Raw genomic sequence first — 13,111 nt, forward strand, 5'->3', positions numbered from 1 at the left:
AGGCCGGGCTCATAATTCGAGGCCGGGGGGCGCTCAGCACGCCGCGCCGCCCGCGTGGATCACCATCAACGCACATTCGGCGGCTTCTAGCAGCGGTGCAGGCGCGAGACCAGCGAGCTTTCCGACGCCGGCATGCCGGACCAACTTTCGTGGGGACCTTCTTTCAAGCTCGGCCGTTGTCCCTCACGCGTTCGGGCGCCGTCCGGCTTCGGCCGGGGACCAGATCCGAGGGGTGACCGAGACGCGGCGTCATTGGGAGACACGACCATGAGAAAAGCTCTGCTCGCCGCCAGCCTCGTCCTGTCCGCCTTCGCCCTGTCGGGCGCGGCCGAAGCGCAGGGCCTGCCGGGCGGCATCCGCCGTGGCGCGGCCGAGGGCGACCGGGTCGCCGGTCCGGTGGGCGGCATCGTCGGCGGCGCCGTCGGCGGCGCGGTGGGAACCGTGAACGGGGCGCTCGGCATCGATCCGGGCCGTCGCGCCTACCGCACCCGCATGAAGTCCCGCCGCCACTCCCATCACCGCCGTCACCGCTGAGGCGATGCGGGATCCCGCGGGGCGCACGCGCCGTCCGGCCGGCGCCGCCCCCGGGATTCCAAGGCCTTGGACTCCTGGGCCAGGAGATAGAGCCCGGACCCGATCACGATGGACGCGCCGATCAGCGTCCATCGGTTCGGCACGTCGCCGAAGATCAGGTAGCCCAGCATCAACGACCAGAGCAGCTGGGTGTAGATGAAGGGGGCCAGCACATTGGCCGGCGCCCGGGCATGGGCCAGGACCAGCAGCCAATGCCCGAGGGTGCCGAACAGCCCGACCCCGATCAGCAGCGCCCAGGTGCTCCACGCCGTCGGCGTGGTCCAGATCCAGGGCAGGAGCGGGCTCATCAGCGCGAGTCCGGCCAGTCCCGAATAGAACACCGTCGTGGCCGTCGAATCGACGCTCGCGAGCTTGCGCGTGGTCAGCACGTAGAACGCGTAGCACAGCATGTTGCCGATGCTCAGGAGCACGGCGGGCTGGAAGGCGCCGACGCCCGGACGCACGATGACGAGGACGCCGAGGAAGCCGATCGCCACCGCCACCAAGCGGCGCGGCGACGACCATTCGCCCAGCACCGGCCCCGCGAGCAGCGCCACCATCAGGGGCGTCGCGAACTGGATCGACAGGGTCTCGGCGAGCTGGAGCTGGCGCAGGGCCAGGAAGTTGAGGGCCGTCGACCCGAACAGCAGCAGCGAGCGCAGGACCTGGAGCGCGAGCCGGTTCGTCCGCGCCACCCCGGGCGTCCGGACCGGATTGAGTACCACCAGCACCAGCGCGACGTTCACCGCGTAGCGCATGAAGGTCGAGAGCAGCGGATCGACGCCCAGGCCCGCCAGGGTCTTGGCCGAGGCGTCGAGGCAGGCGAAGAACGCCAGCGTGCCGCACATCAGCGCGATGCCGGCCAGGCGCCGGTTCGTGGGCGCGCCGCCCTCTGGTGGTGACCTCAACGACGTGATCCCGATCCGCGACGGCGTTTCGCCTGGTATGAACGGCGCGACCGGGGAGCTTTAAAGCAGACGCGGGGGAGCGCACACCTGCGTGGGGATCGGGTTCGCCACGGCGTTGAAGCATCGCTGGCCGACGCGGCACCGCCCGGTTCGGAACCGGATGGCGACCGTCGGTTGCGGCCGCGCCGGCGCGTCGCGTCGCCTGCACCAATTCTTATCGATGTCCGACCATCCTCGCGGCCGAACGTCTTTGGCGGAGGGCCATCCATGACGCGGACCATACCGTTGCTTGCCACTTTCGGGCTGGTCTGCCTGATGGTTCTCCCCGCTCCGGGAATCCTGGGCCTCATGATCGGCCTCGGCTGCGCGATCACCATCGTGATCTGCGCGGCGGTCTGGTTGTTCGACCGGGCCGCCACCCGCCTGGCCCTCGTCCTGGAGCGGACCGGCGAGCGCCTGTTCCGGCGCCGGCGGGCCGTGCATGCGGGCTCCGGCATGATGCGCAAGGCGAAGGCCCCGAAGGCCGGACCGCTCTAGGAGATCGGTGCGGGGGACGCCGGGTCCGGAGGCCGCCGGCGCTACAGCGCGCCCGGGACGGCCAGGCCGTCCGCCTCGTCCTCGTCCATCTCGGAATCGCCCTCGACCTCGTGGCCGGTGACGCCCGAGACCTCCGCGAGGTTGCGGGCGGCCTTGCGCAGGAGCTTGCGCAGGCGGCGCTTCTCCTTGCCGTCGAACCCGTCGAGGAGCTCGGCCTCGACCTCGTCCCACAGCCGCTCGATGGCGGCGGCCTTGGCGAGGCCCGTCTCGGTGAGGCGCACGCGGACGATGCGGCCGTCGCCGGCCTCGGCGCGGCGCTCGACGAAGCCCAGGGCCGCCAGCCGCGAGATCGTCTTGGAGGCGGTCGGCGGACGCACCCGCAGGGTCGCGGCGAGGTCGCCCATCGTCATGGTTCCGGCCGCGGCGAGCGCCTGGACGACCTGCTCCTGTCCGGCGAAGAGGTCGAGGCTGGTTAGCCGGTCGCCCACGCGGGAGCGGTGCAGGCGCGCGGCCTGGACCAGGGCCCAGCCCACGCTCTTCGCGCCCGGGGGCCGCAGGCGCTTGTCGGACTTGCTCATGCTCCGCTCGCCATCCCTGTCACCGCTCGCCCCGGGGAGCGACGCCATCACCGCGCGGGTCAGGTCCCCGTGGGGTTCGACCCTCCCGCGCTCGTCAGCCGCCCGCATCGCTCTCGCCCTTCAGCTCTCATACCCCGCGAACGATGGGCCCGCGCCGGTCAATCCGGGCACATCCACCGCCAACCGGGAACGTCCCTCCGTCCCGGGGCATGACCGGGCCGTATGAAGCTGCGATGACAGCGCCCCGCCCGGGAGCCCGAGCGAGCGGGAAAAGTCGGCTAAACGGCCCATCCGTCCCCGCGCCTGGACGAAGGGCGACCCCTCGATTAAGCGTTGCGCGACGGGGCGCACGCACCCGCAGCGCGGCCGTTCCCGCACCAGGACCTTCCGAAGACCGCTCAGGAATCCATGAAGGCAGTCATCCTCGCAGGCGGTCTCGGCACGCGCCTCTCGGAGGAGACGGTGATCCGCCCCAAGCCCATGCTGGAGATCGGCGGCCGGCCGATCCTCTGGCACATCATGCAGATCTTCGCCGCCCACGGGGTGCGCGAATTCGTGATCTGCCTCGGCTACAAGGGCTACGTCATCAAGGAGTTCTTCCTGAACTACCGGCTGCATCTGTCCGACGTGACCGTGGACATCGGGCGCGGCCACGTGGACTTCCACCGCAGCACCGCCGAGGACTGGCGCGTCTCGCTGATCGAGACCGGCGAGACCACGATGACGGGCGGGCGCCTGAAGCGGGTGCGCGACTATCTGGGCGACGACGACTTCTTCATGACCTACGGCGACGGCGTCGCCGACGTGGACCTGACGGCCCTGGCAGCCTTCCACCGGGCCCACGGCAAGCTCGCCACCCTCACGGCGGTGACGCCGCCGGGCCGCTTCGGGGCGCTGGAGCTGGAGGACGGCACGGTGCGGCGCTTCCGGGAGAAGCCCGCCGGGGACGGGGCGACGATCAACGGCGGCTTCTTCGTGCTCTCGCCGCGGGTGCTCGACCGGATCGCGGGCGACGCCACCGTCTGGGAGGCGGAGCCCCTGGAGGGCCTCGCCGCCGACGGGCAGCTCGCGGCCTACGTCCATGCGGGCTTCTGGCAGGCCATGGACACCCTGCGCGACAAGAACCACCTCGAAGCCCTGTGGGCGGGGGACGCGCCGCCCTGGAAGTGCTGGTAGTCTGGCGCCCCACCGGAGATCGTTTCAGAGCGTGCAGCCCTCGCCCTTCCCCCTGCCGCGCACGCGCGACCCGAATCCCGATCCCGCCTTCTGGGCCGGGCGACGGGTGCTCGTCACGGGCCATACCGGCTTCAAGGGCGGCTGGCTCTGCCTGTGGCTGGAACGCCTGGGCGCCCGGGTGAGCGGGCTGGCGCTGGCCCCCGAGACCACCCCGAGCCTGTTCGCCACGGCCGGCATCGGCCGCGGCCTCGACTCGCACCTCGCCGACATCCGCGACGCGGCGGCAGTCCGGGCGTGCCTGGCCGCCACCGCCCCCGAGATCGTCATCCACATGGCCGCCCAGGCCCTGGTGCGCGCCGCCTACCGCGATCCGCTGGCCACCTACGCCACCAACGTGATGGGCACCGCCCACGTGCTGGAGGCGGTGCGGGCGACGCCCTCCGTCCGGGCCGTGGTGGTGGTGACGAGCGACAAGGCCTACGCGAACCGCGAATGGCCCTGGGGCTACCGCGAGACGGAGGCGCTGGGCGGCCACGACCCCTACAGCAGTTCGAAGGGCTGCACCGAGCTGGTGGCGGCGGCCTACCGGGCCTCGTTCCTCAGGGAACGGGATTGCCGGGTCGCCACCGCCCGGGCGGGCAACGTCATCGGCGGCGGCGACTGGTCGGCGGACCGCCTCGTGCCCGACATCGTCCGCGCCTTCGCGCGGGGCGAGTCGGTGGAGATCCGCGCGCCCCACGCGACGCGGCCCTGGCAGCACGTGCTCGAGCCCCTGAGCGGCTATCTCCGCCTCGCCGAATGCCTGTCGGGGGCGGACGGGCCGCGCTACGCCGAGGCTTGGAACTTCGGCCCGGCCGACGAGGATTGCCGGCCGGTGGCCCATCTCGTCGACGAACTCGCCCAGGCCTGGGGCTCCGAGGCCCTGTGGCACCTCTCGGCGGCGATCCATCCGCACGAGGCGACCTTCCTCAAGGTCGATTCGGCCAAGGCCCGCGCCCATCTCGGCTGGGACCGGCGCCTGCGCCTCGACGCAGCGCTCGCCTGGACCGCGGCCTGGCACCGGGCGCAGGCCGGCGGGGCGTGCGCCCGCGACCTGACCCTGGCGCAGATCGGCGCCTACGAGGCGCTCGCCGCATGACGACTCCGACAACGACTCCGACCCGAAGCTGCCGCGCCTGCGGGACGCCCCTGCACCGGAGCGTGGCCGATCTCGGCCTGTCGCCCCTGGCCAACGCCTACGTGCCGGCCGAGCGCGCCGGCCGGGGGGAGATGGTCCATCCCCTCCACGCCTTCGTCTGCGAGGCCTGCTGGCTGGTGCAGCTCGAGGCCTTCGAGACGCCGGAGGCGATCTTCTCGGACTACGCCTATTTCTCCGGCTTCTCCGCCGGCTGGCTCGCCCATGCGGAGGCCTACGTCGCGGCCATGCAGGCCCGCTTCGGTCTCGGGCCGGACAGCAAGGTCGTGGAGGTGGCGAGCAACGACGGCTACCTGCTGCGCGCCGTCGTGGCCCGCGACATCCCGGCCCTCGGGATCGAACCGGCCGCCAACGTGGCCGCGGTGGCGCGCGAGCGCGGCATCCCCACCGAGGTGGCGTTCTTCGGGGCGGAGACCGCCCGGCGCCTGCGGGCGGAGGGCCACGCCGCCGACCTGATGGCGGCCAACAACGTGCTGGCCCACGTGCCCGACATCCACGACTTCGTGGACGGCTTCCGAATTCTCCTGAAGCCCGAGGGCGTCGCCACCTTCGAGTTCCCGCACCTCCTGCGGATGATCGCGGAGCGCCAGTTCGACACCATCTACCACGAACACTTCTCCTACCTCTCCCTCGGGGTCGTCTCGGGGATCCTGGATGCGCACGGCCTGCGGGTCTTCGACGTGGAGGCATGGCCGACCCATGGCGGCTCCCTCCGAGTCTTCGCCTGCCACGCGGCGGCCGCGCACCCGCAGGGTCCCGCCGTGGACCGGGTGCGCGCGGAGGAGCGCGCCGGCGGCCTGTTCGATGCGAGCGGCTACGCCGCCTTCGCGGAGGACGTGGTGCGCATCAAGTGCGCCACCCTCGCCTTCCTGGCGGACCTGCGGCTGACGGGAAAGACCATCTGCGCCTACGGGGCGGCGGCCAAGGGCAACACCTTCCTCAATTACTGCGGCATCGGCCCCGAGCTGGTGCGGGCCGTGGCGGACCGCTCGCCGCACAAGCAGGGCACCCTCCTGCCGGGCAGCCGCATCCCGGTGGTCTCCCCGGAGTCCCTGCTGGCGCAGCGGCCGGACTACGTCCTGATCCTGCCCTGGAACCTGACCGACGAGATCGCCGGCGAGATGGCCGCCATCCGGGACTGGGGCGGGCGCTTCGTCACGGCGATCCCACGGCTCTCGGTGTTCTGAGCCCATGCGCTTCGAGGCCCTGCCGCTCGCCGGCGCGTACCGGGTCGTCCCGGACCCCCAGGCCGATGCGCGCGGCTTCTTCGCCCGCACCGCCTGCGCGGAGGACTTCGCCGCGCGGGGCCTCATCGGCGCCTTCGCGCAGTCCAGCATCTCCTACAATGCCCGGCGCGGCACCGTGCGGGGCCTGCACTTCGCCGCCGAGCCCCACGCGGAAACCAAGCTCGTGCGCTGCACGGCCGGCGCGATCCACGACGTCCTCGTCGACCTGCGGCCGGATTCGGCCACCTACCTCCAGGCCTACGGGACCGAACTCAGCGCCGGGAACCGCCACGCCCTCTACATTCCCGTGGGCTTCGGCCACGGCTTCCAGGCGCTCAGCGACGACGCGGAAGTGCTCTACATGATCGACCGCCCCTACGTGGCCGGCAGCGCCCGGGGCCTGCGCTGGAACGATCCGAGCCTCGACGTCGCCTGGCCGGAGCCCGTCACGGTGATCGCCGCGCGCGATCTCGCCTACCCCGACTGGGTGCGGTGAGGGAGCGCGTCCTCGTCACGGGGGCGGCCGGCTTCGTCGGCCGCCACGCCGTGCCGGCCCTGCGGGCGCGCGGATTCGAGGTTCACGGCGTCGGTCGCAGCCCCTCGGCGGAGGCGACCTGGCACGCGGCCGACCTGCTCGTGCCCGCGGAACGGCAGGCGCTGATCGCGAAGATCCGGCCGAGCCACCTCCTCCACCTCGCCTGGGATGCGGAGCCCAGCCGCTACTGGACCTCGGCGCGCAACCTCGACTGGGTCGCGGCCACCCTGGATCTCGCCCAGGCCTTCGCGGCGGCGGGGGGCCGCCGGTTCGTCGGGGCCGGCACCTGCGCCGAGTACGAATGGGGCGCGGCCCGCTTCGAGGAGGCGACGACGCCCTGCCGGCCCGCGACGCTCTACGGCGCCGCCAAGGACGGCACGCGGCGCATCCTGGAGGCCTATGCCGCCACGCAGACGCTCAGCGTCGCCTGGGGGCGGCTGTTCTATCTCTACGGCCCCGGCGAGCGCCGCGGGCGGCTCGTGTCGGACGCGATCCGGGCCCTGACGGCCGGCACGGCGTTCCCGACCTCGCACGGGCACCAGCGCCGCGACTTCCTGCACGTCGCGGATGCCGCCGCGGCCCTGGCCGCCCTGGTGGCGGGGGACGTGCCCGGGCCGGTGAACATCGGCTCCGGGGCGGCGATCCCGGTGCGCGCGCTCCTCGAAGGGCTCGCCGCCCGGATCGGGGGCGCCGAGCACCTGGATTTCGGGGCCCGTCCCTTGAGCCCGACGGAGCCGCCAGTCATCGAGGCCGGGACCCGCATCCTGACGGAGACCGTGGGGTTCCGGCCGCGCTTCGACGTAGCGCAGGGGCTCGACGACACCGTCGCGTGGTGGCGGGCCCGGGGGAAGGCTCCGGGCTGACCGCTCAGACCCTCAGCAGGGCAGCAGGCCCTTGAGCTGGGACAGGATGTCCTCGCCGGTGCAGGGCCGGGCGATGAACTTGGCGCCCTTCGGCATCCGTTCGGGATCGGGGGCCGCGCGCCCCGAGACGATGACGATCGGCAATTGCGGCCGGGCCTCGGACACCGCGGTGGCGAGCTCGAAGCCGTTGGTCTTGCCGGACAATTCGACGTCCGTGATCAGGCCGCTGATGTCGGGGCGGTCCTGGATGATGCCGAGCGCCCGTTCGGCCGAGGCGCATTGCACGGTCTCGTAGCCGCCATTCTCGAGAACGTCGCCGAGGTCCATGATCGTCAGGGCCTCGTCCTCCACCAGCAGGATCACCGGCCGGTCGTCGTTCGCCTTCGCCTCGTCCACCACGATGCACCCTCCAGCCTGTCTGGCCGCGGGCCCCGCCCGGGACCGGGATCCTCGCGTGAAGCCCGGGGGCCCGCACGGCGCGATCCGGGACACCGGAGATCCTGGACATGGGGCCAGCGCAACGTCATCCCAACGAGCGACGGGGGCGTGGGTTGCACCGGACGCAGGGTCCTCGCCGTCAGAGGGCGACCGCCGGCACCACCGTCCGCATGGCGTCGAGAAGCTCGGCCAGATCCTGCGGCGGGACGGTGAGGGCCGGCGTCAGGTAGACGATGTCGCCGAAGGGGCGGACCCAGGTGCCCCGCGCCAGGAAGCGGCGCTTCAAATCGGCCAGATCGGGGGGCCGGCGGAACTGCACCACCCCGATCGCCCCCAGGACCCGGATGTCGGCCACGTGCGGCAGCCCGCGAAGGGGTTCGAGCCCGTCCGCCAGGGCCCCCGCGAGGGCCGCGACCTGATCGAGGCGCGGTTCGCGGTCGAACAGGTCGAGGCTGGCATTGGCCGCCGCGCAGGCGAGCGGGTTAGCCATGAAGGTCGGCCCGTGCATGAGGGCGGCGGCGGGATCGTCGGCGAGGAAGCTCTCGAACACGGCCCCCGTGGCCACCGTGGCGGCCAGCGCCATCGTGCCCCCGGTGAGGGCCTTCGACAGGCACAGGATGTCCGGCACGATGCCGGCCTGCGTGCAGGCGAACAGGGTGCCGGTGCGCCCGAACCCGGTGAAGATCTCGTCGGCGATGAGCGGCAGCCCGTGGCGCCGCGCGAGCCGCGCGACGGTCGCCAGCACCTCGGGGGGGTGCATGCGCATGCCGCCGGCCCCCTGGACCAGGGGCTCGACGATCACCGCCGCCAGGGTCTCGCGCGCGGCCGCCAGGGTCGCGTCGAGGGCGGCGACCTGCGCCGCCGTCCGGGGCAGGTCGCAGAAGACCTGGGTCGGCAGGTAGGCGCCGAAGCGCCGGTGCATGCCCTCGTCGGGGTCGCAGACCGACATCGCCCCGAGGGTGTCGCCGTGATAGCCCTCGCGGAAGGCCAGGATGCGGGTACGCCCGACCACCCCCCGGTTGATCCACATCTGCACCGCCATCTTCAGGGCGACCTCCACGGCCACCGAGCCGGAATCGGTGAAGAAGACATGGTCGAGGTCGCCGGGCAGCTGGGCCGCGAGGCGCGCCGCCAGCCGCTCCGCCGGGGCGTGGGTGAGCCCCCCGAACATCACGTGCGGCATCGTCTCGAGCTGCGCGGCCACGGCCGCCCGGATGTGGGGATGGTTGTAGCCATGGGCCGCCGTCCACCAGGAAGCGATGCCGTCGATCAGCTCGCGCCCGTCGGCGAGGACGATGCGCGACCCGTGCGTGCGCACGGCTTCCAGCGGCGGGGCCGCCCCCTGCATCTGCGTGTAGGGGCGCCAGAGATGATGCCGTCCGGGGGATTCGCGCGGGCTCGTCATGATCGGACAGGGATGTGAGCGCGGGACCGCCGGGTCAAGCAGGCCCTTCGCTGCCGATAGCCCCCGCGACGGGACTGAACACATGAGCCTTCTTCTTATGATCGACCATGTATATCCTGTCTAAGCTACGTATATTCATTCCTTTTAGCGGTTCTAATCTTTAAACGACATCTTGCAAATGATGTTGCAGCGCACTACGGCGAAGCTTCTGCTTCGTCCGAGATCCGATATGCCGCGCGCCGCCCGAACCTTCCGCCATCCGTCCCGGCACCGCCGGTTGGCCGGGGGCGCCCTCTGGCTGCTGTCCGCCGGTGCGAGTTCGGCGCAGGAGGCGCCGTCCACCGTCACACTCGAGGAACTCAGCGTCGCCGGCCTCGGCAACGGACTCGCGACCGTCGGCTACCAGCCCAAACGCTCGACCTTCGGGGCGGGGTCCGACACCGCCCTCCTCGACACGCCGGCCAACATCGCCGTGGTCTCCGCCGCGGTGCTGCGCGACCAGCGCGTGATCTCCCTCGACGAGGCCCTGCGCAACGTCAGCGGCATCGCCCAGACCAACAGCGTCGGCGGCACGCAGGAGGCCGTGGTCCGGCGCGGCTTCGGCACCTTCCGCGACGACTCGATCCTGCGGGATGGCCGGCGCACCGTGCTGCAGCAGAACTTCAGCTACGCCATCGAGCGGGTGGAGGTGCTCAAGGGCCCGGCCTCGCTCCTCTACGGCATCACCGACCCGGGCGGGCTGATCAACCTCGTCTCGAAGCGGCCGGACTTCACGCCGCACGGCTCCCTCAACCTCACGGGGACGAGCTTCGACGGCGGCCTGGTCCAGGGCGACCTCACCGGCCCCATCGCGGGCACCAACCTCGCCTACCGGATGGTGGCCGACATCCAGAGCTACGCCTACTGGCGCAACTTCGGCCATCTCAGCCGCCAGGTCGTGGCCCCCTCCCTCACCTGGAAGGGCGACGACACCACCGTGACGGTGGGGTATGAATTCGGGCACTACCGCGTGCCCTACGACCGCGGCACGATCTTCGATCCCACCACCGGGCGGCCCCTGCGGGTACCGCGCGACCGGCGCTTCGACGAGCGCTCGAGCCAGCACGAGGCCACCAGCCATCTCGCCACCCTCGATGTCGACCACCGCTTCGACAACGCCTGGACGTTGCATTTCGGCTACACCTACTCCCACCTCGGCTACGACGAGGACCAGATCCGGCCGGTCACCTATCTTCCGGCCAGAGGCCTCCTCACCCGCCGGGCCGACGGCACCCGCAACGCGGACTTCAATGCGCATGTCGCCCGCCTCGACCTGACCGGCAGCTTCGACACCGCCGGCCTGCGCCACGACCTCCTGGCCGGCGTCACTTACGAGAACATCGATTACGGCCGGCCCGACATCATCCGGGGTCCGAACCGGGCGGGGTTCGACCCGTTCCGGCCGGTCTACGGAACGCTCGCGGCGGTGCCGGTGATCTCGCCCGCCGACAGCAACCTGCGCGAACGCTTAGTGAATACCAGCGTGTATTTGCAGGACTCCCTGCACCTCAGCGACCAGTGGATTCTGGTCGCCGGGGTCAGCACGCAGATCTTCGACCAGTTCGGCGCCAAGGGGACGCCGGCGGTGGCCTACACCGACATCGACGGGGTGCGCGTCCTGCCGCGGGTCGGCCTCGTCTACAAGCTCGCCCCCACCCTCTCGCTCTACGGGAGCTATTCGCAGTCCTTCAAACCCAACACCTCGCTGGCCAACATCGTCGGCGCCCTGCCGCCCGAGGAGGGAGACTCCATCGAAGTCGGGGTGAAGGCGGACCTCGCCGCCGGGCTGACCGTGACGGGGGCGATGTTCGACATCGACAAGGCGAACGTGCTGGTGACGCAGGTCAACGGCCAGGGCCTCACCGTGGCGACCACCGCCGGCAAGGTGCGCTCGCGCGGGTTCGAGCTCGACGTCGCCGGCCAGATCCTGCCCGACTGGGCGGTGATCGCCAGCTACGGTTTCACCCAGGCGGAGGTGACCCAGGACCCGGTGCTGGTGGGTAAGCAGCTCCTCAACACCCCGCGGGTCACCGCCTCGGCCTTCCTCACGCATCAGTTCGGTGCCATCGCCGAGGCCAAGGAGTTCGGCGCGACGCGGCTGGGCGCCGGCTTCCTGGAAGCCGGTTTCGGGGCGCGCTACGTCGGCGCCCGGCCGGGGGACGCCGCCAACAGCTTCGCCCTGCCCGACTACGTCGTCTGCGACGCGTTCCTCGCCTACAGCACCGAGGTGAACGGCTTGGCGACCACGCTCCAGCTCAACCTCAAGAACCTGTTCGACCGCACCTATTATCCCTCGTCGGGGGGCAGCAACCTGCTGGTGGCGGTGGGCGAGCCCTTCCAGGCCCTGGTGACCGCGCGGGTGGCGTGGTGAGGCACCTGCGCGCCGTCCTGTTCCAGCTGCACTGGCTGCTGGGGCTGGGGGCCGGGCTGATCCTGACCGTGGCGGGCGTCACCGGTGCGCTCCTCAGCTACGAGGACGCCATCGGCGAGGCCTTCGACGCGGACCTGATCCGGGTCGCCCGCCGGGCGGAGGATCCGCTCGCCCCGGATGCCCTCCTGGCCCGCTTCCATGCCAAGCGGTCCGACACGGTGGCGAACCTGACGCTCTCGGCCGAGGCTGCCACCGCCGCGATGGTCCGGCTCGGGCGCGATCCCGCCACCGGCCTGCGGCCGCCCTCCCTCTATCTCGACCCCTATGACGGCACGGTGCGCGGCGCGGCCCGGACGGAGGAGGCCTTCGCGACCATCCGGCGCCTGCATCGCTGGCTGCTCCTGCCCGGCGACGGCAAGGGCTGGGGCCGGACCCTGACCGGCGCGAGCGTCCTCGCGCTCCTCGTCCTCCTCTGCACCGGTCTCTACCTGCGCTGGCCGAAGGTGATGTCGCTGCGGATCTGGCTGAAGCCCCATCTCCGGCAATGGGGCCGGCCGACCTACTGGTCGCTGCACGCGGTGGCCGGCACCTGGGTGCTGCCGGTCTACCTCGTCATCGCCCTGAGCGGGCTGTGGTGGTCCTTCGACGGCTATCGCGAGGTCGTCACCACCCTCCTCACCCGGGGCGAGACCATCACCCGGATGGCCGATGGCAAGCCGCCGGCGACGAAGGCGAACGGGCTGCCCGCCGGCCGCAGGGACTCTGCAGCGAATGGCGAGGCTGCAGGCGGGGGCAGTCGCAAGGAGGTGGGGTTGGGCAGCGCGGGGGCGCCGTCCCTCGACGCGGCCTGGGCGGCCTTCCGTACCGCACAGGACGGGCAGTTCCTCCGTGCCACCCTGCTCCTGCCCGCCGGCCCCGCCGGGCTCGTGCGCATCCGCTCCGAGAACCGGAACGGCTGGCGCGACGACATACGGATCGAGGCGGCCAGCGGGCGCATCCTCATGCGCGAGATCGGCGGGGAGCGTCCGCTCGGCGCCCGCATCGCCCGCAACATGCTCGACGTGCACAGCGGGCGCATCTTCGGACTCCTCGGGCCACCGATCTTCCTCGTCGCAGCCCTGCTGATGCCGCTCTTCCTGGTGACGGGCGTGCTGCTCTACGTCGGGCGACGGGCGGCGAAGGCGCGGCGCGCGCAGGCGGGAGCGGGCCGTACCGCGACCTCCGCGCTCAGCCCGCGCGCTTGACCCCCAGACCGGTTTTCGACAGG

General features: G+C 71.9%; 13 protein-coding genes. 9 read left to right on the plus strand and 4 right to left on the minus strand.

Features of this window, described 5'->3' with window-relative positions; genetic code table 11:
• The first annotated feature begins 267 nt into the window (after nt 1–267).
• Nucleotides 268–534, plus strand: coding sequence for a hypothetical protein (locus ASG63_RS15860; protein ID WP_056218320.1), 267 nt, complete (start codon nt 268–270; stop codon nt 532–534).
• On the opposite strand, the gene ASG63_RS15865 is transcribed toward ASG63_RS15860, so the two are convergent.
• Entirely contained in the window at nt 525–1,481 is a 957-nt protein-coding gene (locus tag ASG63_RS15865; protein WP_443189800.1) for a DMT family transporter, read from the minus strand. The genes ASG63_RS15860 and ASG63_RS15865 overlap by 10 nt on opposite strands.
• A gap of 267 nt (nt 1,482–1,748) precedes the next feature.
• Here ASG63_RS15865 and ASG63_RS15870 point away from each other — a divergent pair, with 267 nt between their 5' ends.
• Nucleotides 1,749–2,018 (plus strand): hypothetical protein, encoded by a 270-nt coding sequence (locus tag ASG63_RS15870; RefSeq protein ID WP_056218327.1) that lies wholly within the window; start codon nt 1,749–1,751, stop codon nt 2,016–2,018.
• A gap of 41 nt (nt 2,019–2,059) precedes the next feature.
• On the opposite strand, the gene ASG63_RS15875 is transcribed toward ASG63_RS15870, so the two are convergent.
• Entirely contained in the window at nt 2,060–2,704 is a 645-nt protein-coding gene (locus tag ASG63_RS15875) for a MarR family winged helix-turn-helix transcriptional regulator (protein ID WP_407067273.1), read from the minus strand.
• A 300-nt stretch (nt 2,705–3,004) separates the two neighbouring features.
• On the opposite strand from ASG63_RS15875, the gene rfbF reads away from it, so the two are divergent.
• The 5 genes from rfbF to ASG63_RS15900 are packed head-to-tail and all read left to right on the plus strand — an operon-like array spanning nt 3,005 to nt 7,591.
• Entirely contained in the window at nt 3,005–3,772 is a 768-nt protein-coding gene (gene rfbF, locus ASG63_RS15880; RefSeq protein WP_056218330.1) for a glucose-1-phosphate cytidylyltransferase, read from the plus strand.
• A gap of 31 nt (nt 3,773–3,803) precedes the next feature.
• Nucleotides 3,804–4,910 (plus strand): CDP-glucose 4,6-dehydratase, encoded by a 1,107-nt coding sequence (gene rfbG, locus ASG63_RS15885; protein WP_244479934.1) that lies wholly within the window; start codon nt 3,804–3,806, stop codon nt 4,908–4,910.
• On the plus strand, nt 4,907–6,154 hold the full coding sequence (locus ASG63_RS15890; protein WP_056218333.1) for a class I SAM-dependent methyltransferase: 1,248 nt from the start codon (nt 4,907–4,909) through the stop codon (nt 6,152–6,154). Before rfbG ends, ASG63_RS15890 begins: the two co-directional genes overlap by 4 nt.
• A gap of 4 nt (nt 6,155–6,158) precedes the next feature.
• Complete coding sequence (locus tag ASG63_RS15895) at nt 6,159–6,689, plus strand: dTDP-4-dehydrorhamnose 3,5-epimerase family protein (RefSeq protein ID WP_056218335.1); 531 nt, start codon at nt 6,159–6,161, stop codon at nt 6,687–6,689.
• A complete protein-coding gene (locus tag ASG63_RS15900) occupies nt 6,686–7,591 on the plus strand; it encodes an NAD-dependent epimerase/dehydratase family protein (protein ID WP_056218339.1) in 906 nt (301 codons plus the stop codon). The genes ASG63_RS15895 and ASG63_RS15900 overlap by 4 nt, the downstream gene beginning before the upstream one ends.
• Before the next feature lie 12 nt (nt 7,592–7,603).
• On the opposite strand, the gene ASG63_RS15905 is transcribed toward ASG63_RS15900, so the two are convergent.
• Both ASG63_RS15905 and ASG63_RS15910 read right to left on the minus strand, forming a co-directional pair.
• Nucleotides 7,604–7,990, minus strand: a complete 387-nt coding sequence (locus ASG63_RS15905; RefSeq protein ID WP_244472675.1) for a response regulator — start codon at nt 7,988–7,990, stop codon at nt 7,604–7,606.
• 178 nt (nt 7,991–8,168) lie between these two features.
• A complete protein-coding gene (locus tag ASG63_RS15910) occupies nt 8,169–9,434 on the minus strand; it encodes an adenosylmethionine--8-amino-7-oxononanoate transaminase (protein ID WP_056218341.1) in 1,266 nt (421 codons plus the stop codon).
• 229 nt (nt 9,435–9,663) lie between these two features.
• On the opposite strand from ASG63_RS15910, the gene ASG63_RS15915 reads away from it, so the two are divergent.
• Nucleotides 9,664–11,844, plus strand: coding sequence for a TonB-dependent siderophore receptor (locus ASG63_RS15915; protein ID WP_056218345.1), 2,181 nt, complete (start codon nt 9,664–9,666; stop codon nt 11,842–11,844).
• A complete protein-coding gene (locus tag ASG63_RS15920) occupies nt 11,841–13,088 on the plus strand; it encodes a PepSY-associated TM helix domain-containing protein (RefSeq protein ID WP_244479936.1) in 1,248 nt (415 codons plus the stop codon). Before ASG63_RS15915 ends, ASG63_RS15920 begins: the two co-directional genes overlap by 4 nt.
• Nucleotides 13,089–13,111: the final 23 nt, after the last annotated feature.

It is taken from the genome of Methylobacterium sp. Leaf94 (genome assembly GCF_001426045.1).
GTDB lineage: Bacteria > Pseudomonadota > Alphaproteobacteria > Rhizobiales > Beijerinckiaceae > Methylobacterium.